This is a genomic window from Nonomuraea sp. NPDC051298, from assembly GCF_055586305.1.
In genome coordinates this window covers 275767-296307 of the sequence record NZ_JBVJIM010000002.1, presented here as the reverse complement: position 1 = coordinate 296307, position 20541 = coordinate 275767, and the positions used below count along the sequence as shown (strand labels likewise).

Annotated in this window: 21 protein-coding genes; 12 read left to right on the top strand and 9 right to left on the bottom strand. The window is 73.3% G+C overall.

The window, feature by feature from the left end; genetic code table 11:
- Window positions 1-75 precede the first annotated feature (75 nt).
- Window positions 76-426 carry a hypothetical protein gene (locus ACZ6S0_RS06435; RefSeq protein ID WP_465913889.1) on the bottom strand — a complete coding sequence of 117 codons (351 nt, stop codon included), beginning with the start codon at window positions 424-426 and terminating at the stop codon, window positions 76-78.
- Between the two features lie 97 nt (window positions 427-523).
- Here ACZ6S0_RS06435 and ACZ6S0_RS06430 point away from each other — a divergent pair, with 97 nt between their 5' ends.
- Both ACZ6S0_RS06430 and ACZ6S0_RS06425 read left to right on the top strand, forming a co-directional pair.
- Window positions 524-1630, top strand: a complete 1107-nt coding sequence (locus tag ACZ6S0_RS06430; RefSeq protein ID WP_465913887.1) for a PP2C family protein-serine/threonine phosphatase — start codon at window positions 524-526, stop codon at window positions 1628-1630.
- Between the two features lie 173 nt (window positions 1631-1803).
- Complete coding sequence (locus ACZ6S0_RS06425; protein WP_465913885.1) at window positions 1804-2514, top strand: hypothetical protein; 711 nt, start codon at window positions 1804-1806, stop codon at window positions 2512-2514.
- Between the two features lie 16 nt (window positions 2515-2530).
- Here ACZ6S0_RS06425 and ACZ6S0_RS06420 read toward each other — a convergent pair whose 3' ends face one another.
- The gene (locus ACZ6S0_RS06420; RefSeq protein ID WP_465913883.1) at window positions 2531-3283 is read right to left on the bottom strand and encodes a TetR/AcrR family transcriptional regulator; all 753 of its coding nucleotides are present in this window, start codon (window positions 3281-3283) and stop codon (window positions 2531-2533) included.
- Window positions 3284-3331: 48 nt separating this feature from the next.
- Between ACZ6S0_RS06420 and ACZ6S0_RS06415 the strand changes: the two genes are divergently transcribed.
- Window positions 3332-4282: an ATP-binding cassette domain-containing protein gene (locus tag ACZ6S0_RS06415; RefSeq protein ID WP_465913881.1), complete on the top strand. Its 951-nt coding sequence runs from the start codon at window positions 3332-3334 to the stop codon at window positions 4280-4282.
- The gene (locus ACZ6S0_RS06410; protein ID WP_465913880.1) at window positions 4279-5055 is read left to right on the top strand and encodes an ABC transporter permease; all 777 of its coding nucleotides are present in this window, start codon (window positions 4279-4281) and stop codon (window positions 5053-5055) included. Before ACZ6S0_RS06415 ends, ACZ6S0_RS06410 begins: the two co-directional genes overlap by 4 nt.
- Before the next feature lie 36 nt (window positions 5056-5091).
- On the opposite strand, the gene ACZ6S0_RS06405 is transcribed toward ACZ6S0_RS06410, so the two are convergent.
- From ACZ6S0_RS06405 to ACZ6S0_RS06395, 3 genes are all read right to left on the bottom strand, one after another.
- Window positions 5092-5799 (bottom strand): TetR/AcrR family transcriptional regulator, encoded by a 708-nt coding sequence (locus tag ACZ6S0_RS06405; protein ID WP_465913878.1) that lies wholly within the window; start codon window positions 5797-5799, stop codon window positions 5092-5094.
- A 21-nt stretch (window positions 5800-5820) separates the two neighbouring features.
- Window positions 5821-7383 carry an MFS transporter gene (locus ACZ6S0_RS06400; RefSeq protein WP_465913875.1) on the bottom strand — a complete coding sequence of 521 codons (1563 nt, stop codon included), beginning with the start codon at window positions 7381-7383 and terminating at the stop codon, window positions 5821-5823.
- A 274-nt stretch (window positions 7384-7657) separates the two neighbouring features.
- Window positions 7658-8938: an MFS transporter gene (locus ACZ6S0_RS06395; protein WP_465913874.1), complete on the bottom strand. Its 1281-nt coding sequence runs from the start codon at window positions 8936-8938 to the stop codon at window positions 7658-7660.
- 144 nt (window positions 8939-9082) lie between these two features.
- Here ACZ6S0_RS06395 and panB point away from each other — a divergent pair, with 144 nt between their 5' ends.
- A complete protein-coding gene (gene panB, locus ACZ6S0_RS06390; RefSeq protein ID WP_465913872.1) occupies window positions 9083-9922 on the top strand; it encodes a 3-methyl-2-oxobutanoate hydroxymethyltransferase in 840 nt (279 codons plus the stop codon).
- A 21-nt stretch (window positions 9923-9943) separates the two neighbouring features.
- Here panB and ACZ6S0_RS06385 read toward each other — a convergent pair whose 3' ends face one another.
- On the bottom strand, window positions 9944-10873 hold the full coding sequence (locus tag ACZ6S0_RS06385) for a serine/threonine dehydratase (protein ID WP_465913870.1): 930 nt from the start codon (window positions 10871-10873) through the stop codon (window positions 9944-9946).
- A gap of 80 nt (window positions 10874-10953) precedes the next feature.
- Window positions 10954-12138: a trans-sulfuration enzyme family protein gene (locus ACZ6S0_RS06380; protein WP_465913868.1), complete on the bottom strand. Its 1185-nt coding sequence runs from the start codon at window positions 12136-12138 to the stop codon at window positions 10954-10956.
- Window positions 12139-12197: 59 nt separating this feature from the next.
- Between ACZ6S0_RS06380 and ACZ6S0_RS06375 the strand changes: the two genes are divergently transcribed.
- From ACZ6S0_RS06375 to ACZ6S0_RS06350, 6 genes are all read left to right on the top strand, one after another.
- The gene (locus ACZ6S0_RS06375; RefSeq protein ID WP_465913866.1) at window positions 12198-13619 is read left to right on the top strand and encodes an aminotransferase-like domain-containing protein; all 1422 of its coding nucleotides are present in this window, start codon (window positions 12198-12200) and stop codon (window positions 13617-13619) included.
- Window positions 13620-13631: 12 nt separating this feature from the next.
- Entirely contained in the window at window positions 13632-14318 is a 687-nt protein-coding gene (locus ACZ6S0_RS06370) for an alpha/beta hydrolase (RefSeq protein WP_465913863.1), read from the top strand.
- A 45-nt stretch (window positions 14319-14363) separates the two neighbouring features.
- Window positions 14364-15260: an ABC transporter ATP-binding protein gene (locus ACZ6S0_RS06365; protein WP_465913861.1), complete on the top strand. Its 897-nt coding sequence runs from the start codon at window positions 14364-14366 to the stop codon at window positions 15258-15260.
- Entirely contained in the window at window positions 15257-15976 is a 720-nt protein-coding gene (locus ACZ6S0_RS06360; protein WP_465913859.1) for an ABC transporter permease, read from the top strand. Before ACZ6S0_RS06365 ends, ACZ6S0_RS06360 begins: the two co-directional genes overlap by 4 nt.
- 64 nt (window positions 15977-16040) lie before the next feature.
- A complete protein-coding gene (locus ACZ6S0_RS06355) occupies window positions 16041-17150 on the top strand; it encodes a sensor histidine kinase (RefSeq protein WP_465913858.1) in 1110 nt (369 codons plus the stop codon).
- 88 nt (window positions 17151-17238) lie between these two features.
- The gene (locus tag ACZ6S0_RS06350; protein WP_465913856.1) at window positions 17239-17844 is read left to right on the top strand and encodes a response regulator transcription factor; all 606 of its coding nucleotides are present in this window, start codon (window positions 17239-17241) and stop codon (window positions 17842-17844) included.
- A 16-nt stretch (window positions 17845-17860) separates the two neighbouring features.
- Here ACZ6S0_RS06350 and npdG read toward each other — a convergent pair whose 3' ends face one another.
- Both npdG and ACZ6S0_RS06340 read right to left on the bottom strand, forming a co-directional pair.
- Window positions 17861-18514, bottom strand: a complete 654-nt coding sequence (gene npdG / locus ACZ6S0_RS06345) for an NADPH-dependent F420 reductase (RefSeq protein ID WP_465913855.1) — start codon at window positions 18512-18514, stop codon at window positions 17861-17863.
- A 114-nt stretch (window positions 18515-18628) separates the two neighbouring features.
- Complete coding sequence (locus ACZ6S0_RS06340; RefSeq protein WP_465913854.1) at window positions 18629-19771, bottom strand: lipase family protein; 1143 nt, start codon at window positions 19769-19771, stop codon at window positions 18629-18631.
- Between the two features lie 171 nt (window positions 19772-19942).
- Between ACZ6S0_RS06340 and ACZ6S0_RS06335 the strand changes: the two genes are divergently transcribed.
- Window positions 19943-20521, top strand: coding sequence for a hypothetical protein (locus ACZ6S0_RS06335; RefSeq protein WP_465913853.1), 579 nt, complete (start codon window positions 19943-19945; stop codon window positions 20519-20521).
- The last annotated feature ends 20 nt before the right edge of the window (window positions 20522-20541 follow it).

The following is a 20541-nucleotide window of genomic DNA, read 5'->3' as shown; positions in this document are numbered from 1 at the left end:
CCGTTCGGTGGTCGGCCTGCGCGTTCGGCGGCGTTCTGTGGTCGATCGGAGGTGCTGGTGAGAAGGGTCAGAAGGTCAGAGGTCGCGTAGCGCGAGTGCCTCGGCGTCGGTCAGACCCCTGCGGGCGCCCGCGCGGAGCCGGGCCCGCGCCTGCGCGCTCGTACGCGGGCGGTACTTCGGCTGACGCCCGCACCCGCACGGCTCGAAGCCCTCGTACCGCAGCCCCGCCGTCAGCACCGTGGCCACGGCCCGCCAGCGGCGCTCGTCTCCCCGGCGCGGCGCGGCGAAGTCGTGGCCCGCGTAGAGCATGGGCCGACTGCAGCGCGGGCACCGATGCTCGCGCTCGACCCAGGGCTGCTTGTGGCTACGCCGACACGGCACACACACGTAGTGGACCTTGTAGAAGACCATGCCGTAGTCGCACATGCTGCCCAGCCTACCCAAAGAAGATCAGGGCCCCGGTCCGATTTCGGAATGGCACGGGCCGGACGGGCGCCGGTGGATCTGCGATGATCGTGGGGCCATGACGGAGATGACACACTGCGTCACGTGCGGCGGCACCGTGGCCCCCGACGGCCACTGCTGGGACTGCGGCACTCCGCAACCGGCCTTCCGCTCGCACCTGGAGCTCACTGTGGGCGGTGCGGCCGGGGTCAGCGAACGTGGCCCGCGGCGAGGGGTGAACTCCGACGCGATGGCCCTGGTCAGGGCGGGAGCATGGACGGTCGGGGCGGTGTGCGACGGCGTCTCCATGGCGCCGCGTGCGGACCGCGCCGCCCGGGTGGCCGCCGACACCGGCGCGGCGACGACGGCCGCGCGGCTGCGGGCAGGGGCCCAGCCGGAGACGGCGCTCGTGGCGGGCGCACTCCACGCGGCCCGCGCGGTGGCGTCCCTGACCGCGATCCGCGCGACCGTCCCCCCGCCCGGCCCCACAGAAAGGGCGGCCCGCCACACGATCCCGGACCCAGCACACGCAGACCACCACACGACCCCCAACCCAGCACACGCAGACCACCGCACCCCGGACCCGGCACACGCAGACCACCGCACCCCGGACCCGGCACACGCAGGCCACCGCACGACTCCAGACCCGGCACACGCGGACCATCGCACGGCGCCGGACCCGGCACGCGCGGAGCACGGTACGGCCCTGAGTGCGGTGTGGGCGGGGCTCGGTGTCGGGGCGCCGTCCTGCACGTACGTCGCGGGGATCGTGGGGCCGGAGGGCGTCTGGAGCTGCTGGATCGGTGACAGCCGGGCGTACTGGCTGCCGGGCGAGGGCCTCGGGATGGCGCTGACCGAGGACGACACGGGTGAGCACGAGGCGCTGTCCGCCTGGCTCGGGGCCGACGCCGGGCCTTCGAAGCCCCGCCTGCGCAGCTATCGGCCCAGAGTGCCCGGCCGCCTGCTCCTCTGCACGGACGGCCTGTGGCGCCACCTCCCGGACGCCGCCTCCCTGCGCGTCCACGCCCTCCCCGGCGACCCACTGGCCGCCGCCCGCTCGCTCGTCGCGTACGCCCTCGGCGCGGGCGGCCAGGACGACGTCACGGCCCTCCTCATCGACACCCTCCCCCGCGACCCGGCCGACCTCCGTCAGCAGGCCCCACCGACGGGCACGGGCGACGTCTGACGCTCGCGAAGCCGCACCCGAGGACCTACGCGACGCGCGGGCCGCAGGCGTCCCGCCACCCGATGGCCTACGCGGGCGGCAGACGTCCCGCCGCCCGCGGGTCTACGCGGGCCGCAGGCATCCCGCGCCCGAGGACCCACGCGGGCCGCGGGCGTCCCGCCGCCCGAGGGTCTATGGGGTCGCAGGCGTCCCGCGATCCCGTCGAGGATGAGGTCGAGGCCCAGGCGGAACTGGCCGTCGAAGTCCCCGTCGGCGACCTGGGCGAGGGTGCCGAGGTCGGCCGCGCGCTCGTTCAGATGGACGGCCACCCTGTGCGTAGTCGGCGAGCGGGAGCCGTTCACCGTCCAGGCGGCGGGCCACGGCGGGAGTGCCTGGGCCTGGAGCCGCGGCTGGGCGAGTGGCAGCGGGTGCGGTTCATGCTCTCGCCGTCGTTCATGCTCTCGCCGTTGTTCGTGCTCTCGCCGTCGTTCGTGCTCAGCGAGGGGCTCGGGCTGCTGGCGCAGGAGGTGCTGTTCCCCGGGAACGAGGCACGCGACTGGCTGAACGCGTACGTCTACCCGGAGGTGGGCCTGCCTCCGGACGACGTCGATCTGGCGGCCGTGCACCACGCCAAGAACGTGTTGTGGGGCGTCTGGGGCAACGCCGCCTTCCTGGCGGCCGAGGGGCGAGGCGAGGCCGAACTGGGCGCGTACCTGTGGAGGTGGTCGCTCTACGGCGACGGCGCGGTGGCGGCCGTGCTCGGGCAGCTCAGGCCGTCGCCGATGAGCCCGTACGTCTTCGGCTATTTCCATGGCTGGGAGCTGCTGCGGCGCTGGGTGCGCGGGCCGGAGCAGGTCCGCCGCCTGCTCACCGAGCCGTTGCCGCCCGCGGACGTGACCGTCTGACCGCCTGACCCCCGGCCTAGCCTTTCCGCGCGCGCCGCTCGATCAACTGCTCGACGCCGTCGAGCAGCAGGTCGAGGCCGAAGCGGAAGTCAGCGTCGTCCGTCCAGCCCTCGGCGCCGTGCATGACGCCCGCGCGCATGACCGCCGACAGCGCGGGATAGGTCTCGGGGTCGAGCACCTCGGCCAGCAGGTCGCCCCAGTCGGCGGCTCCCTCGATCCCGGTGTGGTCGTGCTCGGGGAACCCCGCCGTCGCCGAGAGCACGAGCGCCGCGTCGGTGAGCGCGTAGCCGGTCAGGGTGCTGGCCACGTTGAACCTCTCCCCGTCGTCGAGGCCCGTGCCGTCGAGCGCGGCCAGCGCCCGGTCCAGCCACAGCAGCCGCCGCGGGCCCAGGGGCGGGGAGTGGCGGGAGACCGACAGCACCCAGGGGTGCGCGAGCAGGAGGTCGCGCTGGACGCGGGTCCACAGGCCGAGGTAGTCGCGCCAGTGCCGGCCCGCGGGCTCGGGCGGCAGCGGGGCCACCCCGTCGGCCATCGCGGTGAGCAGGTCTTCCTTGCTGTCGACGTACCGGTAGAGGGCCGTCGTCGCCACCTCCACCCGCGAGGCCACGCTCGCCATCGAGACGCCGGCCAGCCCTTCCGAGTCGGCGATCTCGATGGCGGCCGCGGTGATCGTGGCCAGGTCGAGGCGTGGCCTCGGGCCCCTGCGCGGCACGGGTTCGCGCCCCCACATCCGCTGCAGCATGGGGGGCAGCGCCCGTTCCTTCGCCATCGAACTCCTCCTTGACTCGCTCCTAGGATTCTGCATTACGATAAAACTATGAACGTCATACACAGTACAGCATTCACAGATGCCATCCACGCCAGAGGGCTCACCAAGTCGTTCGGCGCCACGCGGGTGCTGACCGGAATCGACCTGACCGTGCCCACCGGCTCGCTGGTGGCCCTGCTGGGGCCCAACGGGTCGGGCAAGACGACGACCGTACGGATCCTGACCACGCTGCTCGCCCCCGACGGCGGCACCGCCGTGGTCGGCGGGCACGACGTGGCGCGCGAGGGCGTGGCCGTGCGCCGCGTCATCGGGCTGACCTCGCAGCAGGCCACCGTGGACGACCTGCTGACCGGGCGGGAGAACCTGGAGCTGTTCGCCGGTCTCTACCACCTCGGCGGGCAGCGGGCCCGGCGCCGGGCGACGGAGCTGCTGGAGCTCTTCGGCCTGGCCGACGCCGCCAACCGGCGGGCGGGCGCGTACTCCGGGGGCATGCGCCGCCGCCTCGACCTGGCCGCCAGCATGGTGGCGGCCCCGCCGATCCTGTTCCTGGACGAGCCCACGACCGGCCTCGACCCCCGCAGCAGGGCCGACCTGTGGGCCGTGATCCGCGAGCTGCTCGCGTCCGGCACCACGATCCTGCTCACCACGCAGTACCTGGAGGAGGCCGACCAGCTCGCCGACCGCGTCGTGGTGATCAACGGCGGCCGGGTCGTCGCCGACGACTCCCCCGAGACGCTCAAGCGCCAGGTCGGCTCGGAGCGCCTGGCGCTGCGCCCGGCGCGGGCCGAGGACCTGTCCAGGGCGGGCGCCGTACTGGCCGGGTCGGGGGCCTATCTCGACGCCGAGTCCAGGGAGCTGACGCTGGCCCTCCACGACGCCGACCACCTGCGCCGCACGCTCGACCTGCTGCACACGGCGGGCATCGCCGTCGCACGCGTGGAGCTGCGCACCCCCACCCTGGACGACGTCTTCTTCGAGCTGACGGCGGCCGCCGCATGAGCGGCCCAGTCACCGCCGCCGCCGACCTGCGCCGGCTGGTCGTCCGCGACCTGCGCCGCGAGCTGCGCGTGCTGGACGGCCTCATCGTCAACACCGCCCTGCCCGTGATCATCATGATCCTCTTCGTGTACGTGTTCGGCGGCGCGATCACGACCGGCTCCAGCGGGCTCGACTACATCGACTTCGTCGTGCCCGCGGTGCTGCTCATGTCCGGCGGGTACGGCGCGGCGCTCACCGCCGTGACCATCTCCGACGAGATGACCGGCGGCATGATCGACCGGTTCCGCACCCTGCCGATCAGCGCCTGGGTGGTCCCCGCCGGGCACATCGTGGCCTCGGTGCTGCGCAACGTGGCCTCCTCCGCCATCGCGCTGGTCGCCGCGCTCCTGCTCGGCTTCCGGCCGAACGCCACGCTCTCCGACTGGCTGCTGGTGCTGGCCCTGGTGACGGCGTACGTGCTGGCGCTGTCCACGCTGGCGGCGCTGTGGGGGCTGCTGGTGAAGTCGTCGCAGGCGGCCGGGGCGTTCAGCTTCGTCGTGCTGTTCACGCCGTACCTGTCGGACGGGATCGTCCCCGCCGAGACCATGCCGGGGGTGCTGCACGCGTTCGCCGCCAACCAGCCGCTCACGCCCATCATCGACACGATGCGGGCGCTGCTGCTGGACCAGCCCATGGGCTCAGCCGGTCTCGTCGCGGTGGCCTGGCTCACGGGCACGGTCGTGGTCGGCCTGCCGATCGCGGCCCTGCTGTTCCGGCGCAGGACGGCGGCCTGAGGCGGCTGGCGAAGGCCGGGCGACGGGGGCGGCGCCTCAGGGGGCCAGGCCGCGCAGGACGGTGTCCACGACGCGTTCGGCCAGGTCGGGTGCGAGGTCTCCGGCCGGCCCCCACTTGGTCTGGTGGATCATGGTGCCGGAGATGACGGCTATGGCCAGGTCGACGTCGAGGTCGGCTCTCAGCTCGCCGGTGGCGATGCCCCGCTCGACCACGGCGCGCATGGCCAGCCGGCGCGGCTCGACCGCCCGCTTGACGAAGCGCTCCATCAGGCGCGGGTAGCGGTCGGCCTCGCTCATCGCGATGTTCATCACGCAGCGGGTGCGGGCCTGCCCCGACTCCTGGCGCATGGCGTCGACCAGGCTGATCAGGTCGTCGCGTACGGACGCGCCGGACAGCGGGGGCAGCGGCGCCTTGAGCGTGGCCAGCGCGTCGACGACCAGATCCTCCTTGTTGGACCAGCGCCGGTAGATCGTCGTCTTGCCGACGCCCGCCCGCGCGGCGATCGCCTCGATCGTCAGCTCGGACACCCCCATGCCCTCGCCGATCAGATCGAGGGTCGCGTCGACGATCGCCTTCTCGGCCTTCTCACTGCGCGGACGGCCCGCCGGGCGGGCGGTCCCAGATTCCTGGATCGACATCGCGGCCTCACCATACATCTCCAGCGCCGTGGCGCTGTCCTCCCGGGCGGGCGAGGAGCACGCGATCGTACGCGCTCCTCGCCCTCTCTCCCCGTAATGATCCATACGTTCCCATCGTCGCACCGATCATCCGGCCGACGACGACAACGCGGGCTCCTTCTGCGTCGTGTGCTTGGCGGGACGAACCTTGCCCGGCATCCACCTGGCCACCACCACGATGCCGAGCAGCCCGACCGCCGCCGAGACCAGCGCCGTGACGTGCATGCCGTCGATGAACGCGGTGAACGCCGGCTGGACCAGCGCCTGGCCCCGCTCGCCCAGCGACTGCACGACGCCCATCGTCGCCATGATCGACTCACCGGCCGCGTGCTGCGCCCCCGAGGGCAGCCCGGCCAGCGCGGGCGCGATCTCCCCGCGGTAGCTGGAGGACAGGACGGAGCCGAGCACGGCCACGCCGAGCGCGCCGGACACCTGGCGGACGGTGTTGCTCATGGCCGAGCCGACACCGGCCTTCTCCCTGGGCAGCGCCTCCATGATGGCCGTCGTCGCGGGCGGCATGATGTTGGCCATCGCGGCGCCCTGGATGAAGAAGACGGCCTCGATCAGCACGATCGGCGTGTTCTGGTCCATGAGCGCGTAGCTGCCCAGTGCCAGCGTCACCACGATCATGCTCACGGTGGCCGACAGCTTGGCGCCGAACCGCTCGTTCACCCGCTGGCTGAGCGGGGCGAAGATGAGCTGCGCGGCGGCGAACGGGATCATCAGCGCGCCCGCCTGCACCGGCGTGAACCCCAGCACGATCTGCAGGTAGAACGTCAGGAAGAACATCCCGCCCATCATCGCGAAGAAGACGATGCCCATCATGCCGATGGCCGAGCTGAAGCGCACGTTGGTGAAGTTGCGCACGTCGAAGACCGGGTGGTCGATGCGCCGCTCCCACCACACGAACGCGCCCAGCACCGCCACCCCGAACAGCGTCGGGACCAGCACCTCGGCGCTCGCCACGGTGGCCAGCTCGCCGCCGCGGATGATGCCGTACACGATGGACACCAGACCGATGATCGACAGCAGCACGCCGACCGGGTCGAGCCTGGACGGCTTCGGGTCGCGCGACTCCGGCACGATGGTCGCGATGAGGATCATGCTGATGATCACGATGGGCACGTTGATCAGGAAGACCGAGCCCCACCAGAAGTGCTGGATCAGCAGGCCGCCGGAGATGGGCCCGATCGCCACCGCGAGCCCCACGCCCGCGGCCCAGATCCCGATCGCCCTGCCCCGCTCACTGGGCGGGAACACGTTGGAGATGATCGCCAGCGTGGCCGGCATGATCGCCGCCCCGCCGATGCCCATCGCCGCCCTGGCCAGGATGAGCTGCATCGGATCCTGCGCGTACGCGCTGGCCAGCGAGGCCAGCCCGAACAGCGCCATGCCGATGAACAACATCCGCTTTCTGCCTGTTCGGTCGCCGATCACGCCGAAGGTGAACAGCAAACCGGCGAACACCAGCGTGTAGGAGTTGATCGCCCATTCCAGCTCACTCTGGGTGGCGCCCAAACCGACGGTCTTGTCGGCGATGGTCTTCATCGCCACGTTCAGGATCGTGTTGTCGAGCACGACCGCCAGCAGGCTGAACACCAGCACGCCGAGGATGCCCCATCGGCGTGGATGTCCCGAGTTCGGGTCCATGGAGGAAATCCTCAATTTCGATACGGATAAGTTTCGCAACGTCACCGTATCGCATGCTATTCCGATACGCAACGGTCCCGTTTCGTAAATATCCGGTGAACTACCGCACACAACCACATAACGGACACACTGCGCCTCGGTCCACCCCCGGCCCAGCCGCCACCCCCGCCCCGCTCGGCCCACGCCGAACGAGCCCGTGCGGCCGGGCCGATCCCCCGCACCCGCCGATTCCCGCACCCCAGGAGAAGCCCCCGCTTTACTCCCGGGGCGCCGCTCACTCCCGCGCCGTCGACGCGGCGGCCGGTCCCCCCGCCTCCGCCCGCGCCTGCGCGGACGGCTCCTCCGGGGCCTCCTCCGTGGCCTCCGCGGGCAGCCCGGCACCGATCGGCCGGCTACGCCAGAAGGGCAGGGCGATGACCACCATGGCCACCCCCACCAGCCCCGCCACCACGAACGCCCACTCCGGCCCGCTCCCGTCGATGACCGCCCCCGCGATGGGCGCCGAGGCCGCGCCGCCGACCAGCAGGGCGGTGCCGTGGAAACCCATCGCCTCACCCCGGGCCGCGCCGGGCACCCAGCGGCTGAGCACGTCGACCGTGGACGACAACGACGGCGCGCACAGCAGCCCCGCGGGCACCAGGGCCAGCACGATCCACTGCCAGCCGTCCGCGGCCAGCCCCACCGGGATCGTCAGCAGGCCCATGCCCGCGATCAGCGCCAAGGGGGACGCGCCGCGCGACAGCCCGCCGTACACGAAGCCGCCGACGAGCGAGTACACGCACCAGATGGCCAGCGCCAGCCCCACCCACGCGGTCTGGTCGGCGCGGTTGATGGTGGCCACCAGGGCCAGTTCGGTCGCCGTGAGCACGAACGTGGCCGCCGCGGTCGTGCCGAGCAACGCCACGAACGCCGGGGTGAGCCACTGCCGCCTGGGCACCCTCACCTCCCGCTCCGCGGCCTCGGCGACCTCCGCGGCCGAGCGGGTGGGCGGGTTGAGCAGGATCAGGCCGAGGCCCGCCGCCGTCATGCCGACACCGATGATCGTCATGGTCACGCCGCTGCCGAGCGTCGTGATGCCCGCGACGGCCAGCGCCGGGCCCACCATGTAGGACAGCTCCACCACCATCGAGTCGAGCGCGAACCCGCTGCGCCGCTGCTCGACCGGGATCATGGCGGCCAGGCACTGCCGGGTCACGCTGAAGACGGGCAGCGCCAGCAGCCCGGCCACGGCCGCCGCCGCGACCAGGGCCGGGAACGGCAGCGCCCACGCGCACGCCCAGAACGCCGCCTGCGCCACGGTGGTCACCGTGAGCACGGGACGCAGCCCGTGCCTGTCGACGAACCTTCCCGACAGCGGGGAGCCGATCGCCATGCCGACGGTGCTGGCCGCGGCGATCAGACCGGCTCTGCCGTATCCCAGGTGCATCACCTCGGCCACGTGCAGGGTCAGCGCCATGCCCGTGGCGGTGGACGGCACCCGCGCCAGCAGCCCCACCAGGAGCAGCGTGGGGACGCCAGGGAGTTTGAGCAGTCGTCGGTAAGGGTCGAGAGCCATGATTGTTCGTTACCTCCGCGTAGATTGTGGCAAGAGGCACTGACAGTTTCGCCACCGGTTTTCCGCTATGTCGGTGCGTGGCATCATCGGGGGGAGTCCGGGGACGCCACTGGGGCGCCTCGAGACGTTCTTGGAGGGTTACTCATGTCCTCTTCGACCACTTCGACCACGCTGTACGGGGGCGCGTCCGGGCGCCGCGTCACCGTCCGCGACCTCACCGCCGCCAAGGAGCGCGGAGAGCGGTGGCCCATGGTCACCGCCTACGACGCGATGACGGCGAAGGTGTTCGACGCAGCGGGCATCCCGGTCCTGCTGGTGGGCGACTCGGCGGCCATGGTCGTCTACGGCTACGACTCCACCCTGCCGGTGACGGTCGACGACCTGCTGCCGCTCACGGCGGCCGTCGTACGCGGCTCGTCACGCGCGCTCGTGGTGGCCGACCTGCCGTTCGGGTCCTATCAGGGCTCACCGCGGCAGGCGCTGGAGTCTGCGACCCGGTTCATGAAGGAGGCGGGCGCCCACGCGGTCAAGCTGGAGGGTGGCCGCCGGGTGCTGCCGCAGGTCGAGGCGCTGGTCTCGGCGGGCGTGCCGGTCATGGCGCACCTGGGCCTGACCCCGCAGTCGGTCAACGTCATGGGCGGCTACCGCGTCCAGGGGCGCGGTCAGGCGGGCGACGAGCTGATGGCGGACGCGAAGGACCTGGAGCGGGCCGGGGCGTTCTCGGTGGTGCTCGAATGCGTGCCCGCCGACCTGGCGCAGCGGGTGACCACGTCGCTGGCCATCCCCACGATCGGCATCGGGGCGGGGGCGGCGACGGACGCGCAGGTGCTGGTGTGGCAGGACCTGATGGGGCTGACGCCGCGCCCGGCCAAGTTCGTCAAGCGCTACGCGGATCTGGACACCGAGCTGGACCGCGCCGTCCGCGCCTTCGCCGACGACGTGGTGTCCGGCGCCTTCCCGGCACCGGAGCACTCCTACCAGTGACGCCGCTGACCCCGGGGGCGCTCAGGCGGTGGTGAGGGTGCCCGGGTCGGTGTTCGACCCGCACACCACCACCGCCACCCGCTCCCCGGGCGCCGGCCGGTAGACGCCGGACAGCAGCGCCGCGTAGGCGGCCGCGCCCGCGGGCTCGGCCGCCAGCCGGTGCCGTTCCCAGAGCGTACGCCGCGCCGCCACGATGGCCTCGTCCGTCACGAGCACGCTGTCCACCCGCGGCCCCGACAGGATTTCGAACGCCAGCCCACCGAGCGTGGAGGCCCCCAGGGCGTCGGCCCCCACGCCCCCGACCTCCACCGACACCGGCCGGCCCGCCCGGAGCGCGGCGTTCAGGGTCGGGATCCGTTCGGGCTCGACGGCCACGATCCGCGGCCCGCCGCCGGGCGTGACCGTGCCCAGGGCGATCCCCGCCGCGAAGCCGCCCCCGCCCACGGCCGCCAGCACGGTGTCCACCTCCCCGATCTGCTCCACCAGCTCCAGACCGGTCGTCCCCTGCCCCGCCACCACCTCGGGCTGGTCGTAGGCGTGCACCTGCAGCGCCCCGGTCTCGGCGGCCCGCTTGGCGGCGGCCTCGGCGGCCTCGGCGTAGATGGCCCCGGTCTGCGTGATCCGCGCACCGAGGGCCGCCAGCCCGGCCACCTTCACCGGGCTGGTCACCTCGGGCACGAAGATCTCCGCCCGCGCCCCCAGCGCCCGCGCCGTGAAGGCCACCGCCAGCCCGTGGTTGCCCCCGCTGGCGGCGATCACCCCGCTCTCCGGCAGCGCACCGGCGGACAGCATGCGGTTGAACGCCCCGCGCACCTTGAACGATCCCGAGTGCTGCAACAGCTCCAGCTTCAGCCAGAGGCCGGGCGCGATCTCCAGCACGGGCGTGCGCAGCACGTGCCCGGCGATCCGGCGGGCCGCCGCCCGCACGTCCTCATGGGTGACGGTGGTCACGTGGTACTCCCCCAAGTTCTGCTCTCATTGGTCGAAACGTCGAAACGTCGAAACGGCGGAACGGCGCCTGCGGACCGAGGCTACGCCAGCGCCTGGGCAACGTCGGCCCACAGGTCCTCCGGGTGCTCGATGCCCACGGCGATGCGTACCGTGCCCTCCCCGATGCCGCTGCGCCGCAGCTCCTCGGCGCTGAGCGCGCGGTGCGAGGTGGTGGCGGGGTGCAGGACGAGCGTCTCGACGCCGCCGAGCGAGGGGGCGAGCAGCGCGAGGCGTACGGACTTCATGAACCGCTCCCCCGCCTCCCGCCCACCGGCCAGGTCGAACGAGAACACCCCGCCGAAGCCGGACAGCAGCTTGCCCGCCAGCTCGTACGAGGGGTGCGAGGGCAGCCCCGGCCAGTGGACGGCCGTGACGGCGGGGTGCCCGGCGAGCCGGGTGGCCAGGAGGTGGGCGTTGGAGCAGTGGCGCTCCATGCGCAGCGCCAGCGTCTGCAGGCCGCGCAGCGTCAGCCAGGCCGCGAACGGGTCGGCCGAGGCCCCCAGCTCGATCGCGAAGTGCCACGCCTTCTCGTACAGCCCCGCGTCGGCGAAGACGGCGATCCCGCCCACGACGTCGGTGTGCCCGGACAGGTACTTGGTGGTGGAGTGCACCACGACGTCCGCCCCGTGCTCGAACGGCCTGCCCAGCAGCGGGGTGGCGAACGTGTTGTCCACCACGGACAGGATCCCCAGCTCCCGTGCCGCCTGGCACATCCCGGGCAGGTCGGCCACCAGCGTCATCGGGTTGCTGATCGTCTCCAGGTAGACGAGCCGGGTCTCCGGCCGGACGGCGGCGCGCAGGGCGGCCGGGTCGTTCTCGGGGACGTACGTGACCGTGAACCCGAACCTGCCGACCAGCTCGTTGAGCATGGCGGCGGTCCCCCCGTAGAGGGAGCGCTGGGCCACCAGGTGGTCGCCGGGCTTGAGCAGGCCGAGCAGGACGAGGTTGATCGCGCCCATGCCGGAGCCCGTGGCGATGGCGGCCGCGCCGCCCTCCAGCCCGGACACGGCCTCCTCCAGCGCGCGCACGGTCGGGTTCGAGTAGCGCCCGTAGACGTACGCGCCGTCGGGGCGGCCCATGGACTCCGCCATCAGCGCCGGGTCGTCGAAGACGAAGCCCGACGTCTGGTAGATCGGCATGCTGATCGGACTGCTGCCCTCGATGACGGGGCGCGGCACGTGCACGGTCTTCGTCTCGGGCCTTGCATCGGGTGGGAAATCGCTCATAAGGCAAGGATCGCCCGCCGGAGCGTCCGATGTCAGAGCCAATGCCGGAGAATTGGTCCATGACTGAGGCCAATTTCGCGGACGTCGTCGATCTGCTCGGCCGGTGGGCGTCCGGCCGAGGGCCGCTCTACCTGCTGCTCGCCGCGCGGCTGCGGGCCCTCGTCGACGACGGCGTCCTGGCGCCCGGCGAGCCGCTGCCGCCCGACCGGGTGCTGGCCCGGCGGCTGGCGGTGGGCCGGGGCACCGTGGTGGCCGCCTACGACCTGCTCCAGCAGGAGGGCCGCGTGGTGCGCCGCCAGGGCAGCGGCACCAGGGTGGCCGCCCTCGACCTGCCCGCCACCAGGACGGCCGACGGGGTGCCGGCCAACCCGCTGCTGCTGCACATCCTGCACCCGCCCGACGGCGTGCAGCTCCTGACCTGCGCCGCCCCGCACGATCCGCCGCAGGCGCTGTTCGAGGCGTACGCGGAGGCCGGTGAACGCCTGGCCGGGGTGCGCCAGATGGGCTACCAGCCGGCGGGCGACCCGGCGCTGCGGGCGGCGCTGGCCGCGTACTACACCGGGCGGGGCGTGCCGACCGCGCCCGAGGAGATCATGGTGACGACGGGCGCCCAGCAGGCGCTCACGCTGCTCACGGGGCTGCTGCTGGCTCCGGGCGACACGGTGCTGGCAGAGTCGCCGACCTATCCGGGGGCGCTGGAGGTGTTCCGGCACGCGGCGGTGGTCGTCAAGCCCGCGGCGAGCGTCGAGGACGTGCGCGAACGTCCGGCGCTGGCCTACTTCGTCCCGACGGTGCGCAATCCCGACGGGGTCATCATGGACAACCCGTCCCGCAGGCGGCTGGCAGCCCTGGCCGCAGCGCACGACGTCCCGGTGATCGACGACGAGGTGCGGGCCGAGCTGTGCTTCTCGGGCGAGACACCGCCGCCGGTGGCGGCGTACGGGCGCGGCGAGCAGGTGATCACGATCGGCTCGCTGAGCAAGCTGGTGTGGGGCGGGCTGCGGGTGGGCTGGATCCGCGCCGCGGCGCCGCTGGTCTCCCGGCTGGCCCGGCTGCGCGCGGTGCACGACCTCGGGGGCGAGGTCTTCAGCCAGCTCGCCGCCGCCGCGCTGCTGCGCCGCCTGGACGACGTACGCGCCGCGCAGGTCCGCACGCTGCGCGCGCGGCACGACCACCTGTGCGCGGAGCTGCGGGCGCGGCTGCCGTCCTGGACGTTCGAGCCAGCGCTCGGCGGCCAGACCCTCTGGGTACGCCTCCCGCGCGGCGACGCCGACTCCTACGCCCAGGTCGCGCTCAGGCACGGGGTCGCCGTGCCGCCCGGCAGGTCGTTCGACCCCCTCGGCGGGCTCGCCGCCCACCTGCGGCTGCACTTCCTGCTCCCCGAGGACGAACTGTCGCGCGCGGTGACCAACCTGGCCGCCGCCTGGGCCGCCTACGACGGGGCCGGGCGCACGCCCTCCCACCGTCCCCTGGTCGTCTGAGAGGGTGGGCGCATGCAGACGACGTTCGTACTCGTGCACAGCCCGTCCGTCGGGCCCTCGACGTGGGCGCCCGTGGCCGAGTCGCTGGAGCGCCGCGGGCATGCCGCCGTGGTGCCCGACCTGACGGACGTGACGGTGGGCGGGGCGCCGTACTGGCCGAGGGTGGTGGCGACGGTGCGCGCGCTCACCCCGGTCACCCCCGTGGTGCTGGTCGTGCACAGCAACGCCGGACTCCTGCTGCCGGTCATCAAGGAGGGGCTGGGCGAGCAGGTGGTGGCCTGCGTGTTCGCCGACGCCCACCTCCCGCCGCCTGACGGGCTGGTCACGACGGCCAAGGAGGGGTTCCTGCCGTTCCTGCGCGACCTGGCGGGCCCCGACGGCGTGCTGCCGCGCTGGACCGACTGGTGGGACGAGGAGGACGTGGTGGCCATGCTGCCCGATCCGGCCGTACGCGTCCGGGTGGCGGCCGAGCAGCCGCGCCTCCCGCTCGACTACTACACCCAGCCCATCCCCGTGCCCATCGGCTGGGACGCGGTCAGGTGCTCCTTCCTGTGGTACGGCCCCCCGTACGACAGAGTCTCCGAGGAGGCCGCCCGCCGCGGCTGGCCGGTGACCCGGCTGCCCGGCCTGCACCTGCACCAGACCGTCGCCCCCGAGGCCGTCACGGACGCGCTGCTCAGCCTCTCCAGGAAGTCGTGAATTCTTCACTGTCGTCCCCGCCGGAGCGCCGCGACAGTGGAGCGCATGACAGCGATCGACGTACACGGGCTCCGCAAGAGCCTTCGGGGGTTCGAGGCGGTGCGGGGCATCTCGTTCGAGGTGGCCGAGGGGGAGATCTTCGCGCTGCTGGGCAGGAACGGCGCGGGCAAGACCACCACGGTCGAGACGCTGGCCGGGTTCCTGCGGCCCGACGGCGGCAGCGTGCGCGTGCTCGGGCTCGACCCCTGGGCCGACCGCGCGGCCGTACGCGCGCGCACCGGCGTCATGCTCCAGGAGGCCGGGCTCTTCCCTGACCTGACGGTCGCCAGGACCGTCGACGTCTGGCGCGGCTTCACCGCCGCCCCCCGGCCCCGCGACGAGGCCCTCGAACTCGCCGGGCTGACGGCCAGGGCCGGCACCCGGGTCCGGCAGCTCTCCGGCGGCGAGAAGCGCCGGCTCGACCTGGCGCTGGCCCTGCTGGGCCGCCCCCGCGTGCTGTTCCTCGACGAGCCCACCACCGGCCTGGACCCGCAGGCCCGCGCCGCCACCTGGGAGGTCGTCCGCGGCCTGGCCGGGCAGGGCACCACGATCCTGCTCACCACGCACTACCTGGAGGAGGCGCAGCGCCTGGCCTCCGCGATGGCGATCATGGACGAGGGCCGCCTCGTGGCCTCGGGCGGTATGGCGGAGACGCTGGCCGCGCGCGGCGGAAGGGTGTCGTTCCCGCTGCCCGCGCACGTGGCCGCCGGGGACCTGCCGCTGCCGGTCACGGTGGCGGACGGGCTGGCCGTGTGCCGTACCGACGACCCCGACCTCGCCTCGCAGAGGCTGCTGACCTGGGCGGCCGAGCGTGGCCTGCGCCTCGAGGGGCTGGAGGTCCGCGCCGCCACCCTGGAGGAGTTGTTCCTGGAGAGCGCCGGATCGTCGGAGGAGGCCCGATGAGCCTGACCGCCGCGTACCGGCTCGGCGCCCGGCTGTTCTTGCAGGACAAGGCCATGGTGTTCGGCTCGGTGGTCACGCCGGTCGGCCTGGCCGTCGGGATCCCCGTGCTCATGCGGCACGTCGTGCCCGAGGGCGTCGCCGCCGCCACCACGATCTTCCAGGGCATGCTCGCGCTGCTGCTGTCGATCACCGCGTTCATGAACATCACCGTGACCCTGACCGCCCGCCGCGACCAGCTCGTCCTCAAGCGCCTGCGCTCGACCAGCCTCACGGACGGCCAGATCCTGCTGGGCCAGATCGCCGGCACGGCCACCCAGGCCATGGCCATGATCGTGCTGTGCACGGTGGCGGTGCGGGTGCTCGCCGGCGTCCCGTTGCCTGCTGACCCGCTGGGGTTCGCCGCCGTCACGGTCGCGGGCTCGCTCGTCCTGTCCCTGCTCGGGGCCGCGTACTCGGCCGCCGTCCCGCGTGCCGAGCTGGCCGCCCCCTTCAGCATGCCCGTCTTCCTGCTGGCCGGGGTCTCGGCGGGGGCGATGGGCCCGATCCCGCTGCCCGATCGGCTCGGGCAGGCCCTCGACCTGCTGCCCACCACCGCCGTGGTGGACGCCGTCAGGACCGGCGACCTGGCCGGGCCGTTCCTGGTCCTGGCCGGCTGGACGGTCGTCGGCCTGGCCGCCGTCCGCCTGTGGTTCCGCTGGGAGCCGCGCCGCTCATGACCCGCCCGCCGCGCCCTGCCGCCGAACAGGGACGGTCCAGGAGGAACAGGAGATAATCATCGTCGTGGTCTCCTCCGCGCAACGGCTCGCGAGCGGCCTCGTCACGGCCGTCTCCTGCGGCTACACGATGATCGCACTGCTCTACTTCGTGCACGGGGTCTCATTCGGCCTGGTGGCCACGCTGGCGACGTGCGGCGTGGTGGCCACCCACCACGTGAACACCCGGGCCGCCATGCGCGGGGAGCGTCCGCGCGGTTTCCCCCTGACGCTGGTGCTGCAGGCGGTCATCACCTATCTGCCCGACGTGCTGCTGCCCGGCGGCATGTCCGCGGTCGCCGCCCCGATGCTGGCCGGGACGCTGCTGGTGTTCCTGCCGCGGCTCTGGGGCTGGACGCTGGTGGGCCTGATGATGGTCTACGAGGCGAACGCGATGTGGGTGGGCTGGGGCTGGGTCGTCATCACCCTCTTCTACGTGATGACGGTGCCGGCGACGGGCGCCATGACGTACGCGCTGGTCCGGTTCGCCCGCGTCGCGACCGAGTTGGAGCAGGCCAGGGCCGAGCTGGCGGACGCCGCCGTGCTCAAGGAGCGGCTGCGGATCTCCCGCGACCTGCACGACGGCCTGGGCCGCAGCCTCACCGCGATCGCGCTCAAGGGCGACCTGGCCGCCCGCCTCATGGACCGCGACCCCGGCGCGGCCCGTACGGAGGTGGGTGAGCTGGTGCTGGTCGCCAGGGAGGCGGCCCAGGACGTACGCCAGGTGGCCAGGGGCTACCGCGCGTTGTCGCTGGCCGGCGAGGTGAACCGGGCGGTGGCGCTGCTGGAGTCGTCGGGGGTGGGCGTCCAGACGCACCTGGCCGACGTGCCGCTGCCGAGACGTTCGGAGGAGGCGCTGGCCTGGGCCGTACGCGAGGGGGTCACCAACGTGCTGCGCCACAGCCGGGCCACGACCTGCACGATCACCACGTCGCTGCGCGACGGGGCGCTGCGGCTCGAACTCGCCAACGACGGCGTGCCCGCCTCCGGCGACCCTGGCGACTCCGGCGACACGGGAGGGCGCGCGGGAGGCGGCCTCATTGGCCTCGGCGAACGCGCCGCCCAGGCAGAGGGCTCCTGCACGGCCGCCCCGACCGGCACGGGCGGTTTCCTCCTGGCGGTGGAGGTCACCACGTGACACCCGTTCGTCCTGGCGGTGGAAGCGGCCGCGTGACAACCAGGGGACGGCCGCGTCGCCGGCCCGGGACGGCGCGCGGGGAGACGTCGTGATCAGAGTGCTGCTCGCCGAGGACATGCACATGATCCGCGCCGCCCTCACCGCCCTGCTGCGCCTCGAACCCGACATCGAGGTGGTCGCCGAGGTCACCCGAGGCGACGAGATCGTGCCCGAGGCGCTGCGGGTCCGGCCCGACGTGGCGGTCGTGGACATCGACCTCCCGGTCGTCGACGGCATCACCGCCGCCGCCACGCTGCGCGAGCGCCTGCCCGCCTGCCGGATCCTGGTGCTCACGGCGATGGGGCAGCCGGGCCACGTCCGCAGGGCGCTGGCCGCCGGGATCGAGGCGTTCCTGGTCAAGGACGCGCCCGGTGACCGGCTGGCCGAGTCGATCAGGCGTACGGCCGCCGGGCTGCGCGTCCTGGACGCGGAGCTGGTCTCCTCGGCCATGGAGTACGGCGAGAGCCCGCTGACGGCCAGGGAGTCGACCGTCCTCAGGGAGACGGCCAGGGGCGCCTCCGCCAAGGAGATCGCCGCCCGCCTGCACCTCTCCCCCGGCACGGTGAGCAACTATCTGACCGGGGCGATCGCGAAGACCGGGGCCCGCAACAAGATCGACGCCATCCGCATCGCCGAGGACGCCGGCTGGCTGTAGCCTGCGGCCGTTCCGGTCAGATGTCGGTGACGCGCAGCCCGGCGTGGGCCTTGTAACGCCGGTTCACCGAGATGAGGTTGGCGGTCAGCGCTTCGACCTGGTGGGCGTTGCGCAACCGCCCGCCGTACACCCCCCGCACCCCCGGAATGACCCCGGCCAGCGCCTGCACGGTGTCCGTGGCCTCGCGGTCGTCGCCGAGCACCAGCACGTCGAGGTCGACCTTGCCCACGGCCGGATCCATCAACACCACGGCCGACACGTGGTGGAAGGCCGCCACCACCCGGCTGTCCGGCAGTACGGCCGCGGCCTGCTGGGCGGCGCTGCCCTCCTCGACCGGCAGCGCGTAGGCGCCCTGCTTGTCGAACCCGAGCGGGTTGACGCAGTCGACCACGATCTTCCCGGCCAGTTCGCCGCGCAGGGACTCCAGCAGGGCCTTGTGCCCCTCGTACGGCACCGCCACGATCACGATGTCGGCCCGCGCCGCCACGTCGGCGTTCTCGCCGCCCGTCGCGCTCGCCCCGATGGAGTCGGCCGCGTCCTGGGCCCGCTGGGCGCTGCGCGAGCCGATGAACACCGGATGCCCGGCCAGCGCGAACCTCCGTGCCAGCCCCTTCCCCTGGTCACCGGTGCCGCCGAGGATGCCGATGGAAAGCCCGTTCACGTCTGTCATAGCCCGATCATGTCAGGCCCGCCCCACTGGCCGGGCGCCCACCCCGCCCTGCCCCTTCTGGACACCCGATCCCGGCCGACGGCGCGGCCGGGATCGGTGTCGGCGGCGGTTGGCCTAGCAGTTTCCGAAGGCGGGCAGCCCGAGGATCCGCAGGGCCAGCCACTCGATGGCCAGCGGCCCGCCCTCGACGGCCCCCGTGACGTGGTCGGGCGCGGGCAGAGCGGTCCAGCGGGCGTTCACCCCGGCCCGGCAGTACTCCGAGCGCAAGGTGGAGCCCACCGCGAGCGGGATGGTCTGGTCGCCGCGCGCGTGGTACAGGAACATCGGCACGCGCGGCGCGACGGCCCCGAGCCGGTTCTCGGCCAGCCGGGCCAGCCACTTGGGCTGGTCGAGCAGGTCGATCGGGCTCAGGTCGGCGAACCGGAGCCCGGCGAGCTTGCCCAGGTCGCCCAGGCAGTCGTCGGCGGCGTCGGCCAGCAGGGCGCGGCCCCGGTCGTTGAGGTCGGCCTCCAGGTCCAGCTCGGGGTAGGCGGCGTCGAGCCCTATCCCGGCGGCCGCCGCCAGGCCGAAGTCCGCGCCGCCGTCCAGGTGCCGCGCGACGGCCCCCAGGTCGGCCGGCACGCCGCCCGCGGCCACGCCGCGCAGCCGCAGCTCGGGCGCGTACGTGGGCTGGAGCTGGGCGGCCCAGGCGGCCGACGCGCCACCCTGCGAGTACCCCATGATCCCGACGGGCGCCTGACCGGACAGCCCGGCGCCGGAGACCCGGGTGGCCGCCCTGATCGAGTCGAGCACGGCCTGCCCCTGCGAGACCCCCGCCATGTACGTGTGCGTCCCCGGCGTGCCGAGCCCTTCGTAGTCGGTCACCGCGACCGCGAACCCCTTGAGCAGGAACAGGCTGACCAGCGCCAGCTCGGCCTCACGGCCCTGGCTCATGCTGACCGAGGGCGCGCACTGGTCGCCGAGCCCGTGGGTGCCGACGGCGTACCCGATGATCGGGCGCGCGCCGAGCGGGTAGCCGGCCTTGGGGACGAGCAGTGTGCCGGAGACCGTGTTGGGCGAACCGGTGGCGGAGGTGGAGGTGTAGCGCAGGTGCCAGGCGTTCACCGGGACTTCGAGCAGCTTGCCCGGCAGCAGGTAGACGGTGGTGGGCTGGGCGGAGACCACGTCTCCTGGGGCCGCGGCGCGGGCCGGGGCCGCGATGAGCGACATGATCGATAACAGGATCAAGGACATGCTGACGCGCACACGTAAGGTCATGTGCCGCCCCTCTCCGTGAGGATCACCACTGGGACGGCGGCGCCGCGAGCCCGATCGTTACCCGTGGGTAACTCGATGTCAAGGCCCGAAATGACGGAGAAACACCCGCCGTGTCAACCAGCACCCGGGAATCAGCCACCCCGCGCGGGCCCGTCGGGCACCATGGAGGGCATGGACTCAGGATCGGTCGCCCTGCTGCGTGAGCTACTGTCGGAGACCGGCTGGCTGGAACGCACGCGCGAGCTGGGCCTGGCCCTGCGCGCCACCCGATCCCCCGGCGGCCTGCTGCTGGTGGGCACCCCCGACGACGAGCCCTGGCACCTGACCGCCCACCTCGCCGACGAGGCCAGGTTCTCCGGCCTGGCCCAGCTCACCCCGACCCTGGTCCGCTGGGCCCCGCCCCCCGGCGCACCCGCCCACCTGCGCGTCGGCCTCGAACGCCTGGAGCGGGCGGCGCGCGGGGAGACGTTGTTCGTGGTCTCGGAGCGGCAGGCGCCGGTCCCGCTGCTGGAACGCGTGGACGACGCGCGGCGCACGGGGGCGACGATCCTGGCGATCGAGGGCGGCGACCCGGAGCTGTCCGGGCTGGCCCACGACGCGATCGCGGTGCCGAGTGCCGGGCCGGTGACGTTCGACGGCGCGCAGCACCTCGTGAGCGCGGCGGCCGGAGAGCTGATCCAACGGCCCGGCCTGCGCGAACGCCTGGCCCGCCTGCTGGAGAAGGTCAGCGGCCCCCAGCTCGCCGACTGACATCCGCCCGCCCCCGGCGG

Coding starts and splice junctions, on each gene's coding strand:
- ACZ6S0_RS06435 (WP_465913889.1), bottom strand. CDS start 426: ATGTGCGACTACGGCATGGTCTTCTACAAGGTCCACTACGTGTGTGTG.
- ACZ6S0_RS06430 (WP_465913887.1), top strand. CDS start 524: ATGACGGAGATGACACACTGCGTCACGTGCGGCGGCACCGTGGCCCCC.
- ACZ6S0_RS06425 (WP_465913885.1), top strand. CDS start 1,804: ATGGGGTCGCAGGCGTCCCGCGATCCCGTCGAGGATGAGGTCGAGGCC.
- ACZ6S0_RS06420 (WP_465913883.1), bottom strand. CDS start 3,283: ATGGCGAAGGAACGGGCGCTGCCCCCCATGCTGCAGCGGATGTGGGGG.
- ACZ6S0_RS06415 (WP_465913881.1), top strand. CDS start 3,332: ATGAACGTCATACACAGTACAGCATTCACAGATGCCATCCACGCCAGA.
- ACZ6S0_RS06410 (WP_465913880.1), top strand. CDS start 4,279: ATGAGCGGCCCAGTCACCGCCGCCGCCGACCTGCGCCGGCTGGTCGTC.
- ACZ6S0_RS06405 (WP_465913878.1), bottom strand. CDS start 5,799: ATGGATCATTACGGGGAGAGAGGGCGAGGAGCGCGTACGATCGCGTGC.
- ACZ6S0_RS06400 (WP_465913875.1), bottom strand. CDS start 7,383: ATGGACCCGAACTCGGGACATCCACGCCGATGGGGCATCCTCGGCGTG.
- ACZ6S0_RS06395 (WP_465913874.1), bottom strand. CDS start 8,938: ATGGCTCTCGACCCTTACCGACGACTGCTCAAACTCCCTGGCGTCCCC.
- panB (WP_465913872.1), top strand. CDS start 9,083: ATGTCCTCTTCGACCACTTCGACCACGCTGTACGGGGGCGCGTCCGGG.
- ACZ6S0_RS06380 (WP_465913868.1), bottom strand. CDS start 12,138: ATGAGCGATTTCCCACCCGATGCAAGGCCCGAGACGAAGACCGTGCAC.
- ACZ6S0_RS06375 (WP_465913866.1), top strand. CDS start 12,198: ATGACTGAGGCCAATTTCGCGGACGTCGTCGATCTGCTCGGCCGGTGG.
- ACZ6S0_RS06370 (WP_465913863.1), top strand. CDS start 13,632: ATGCAGACGACGTTCGTACTCGTGCACAGCCCGTCCGTCGGGCCCTCG.
- ACZ6S0_RS06365 (WP_465913861.1), top strand. CDS start 14,364: ATGACAGCGATCGACGTACACGGGCTCCGCAAGAGCCTTCGGGGGTTC.
- ACZ6S0_RS06360 (WP_465913859.1), top strand. CDS start 15,257: ATGAGCCTGACCGCCGCGTACCGGCTCGGCGCCCGGCTGTTCTTGCAG.
- npdG (WP_465913855.1), bottom strand. CDS start 18,514: ATGACAGACGTGAACGGGCTTTCCATCGGCATCCTCGGCGGCACCGGT.
- ACZ6S0_RS06340 (WP_465913854.1), bottom strand. CDS start 19,771: ATGACCTTACGTGTGCGCGTCAGCATGTCCTTGATCCTGTTATCGATC.
- ACZ6S0_RS06335 (WP_465913853.1), top strand. CDS start 19,943: ATGGACTCAGGATCGGTCGCCCTGCTGCGTGAGCTACTGTCGGAGACC.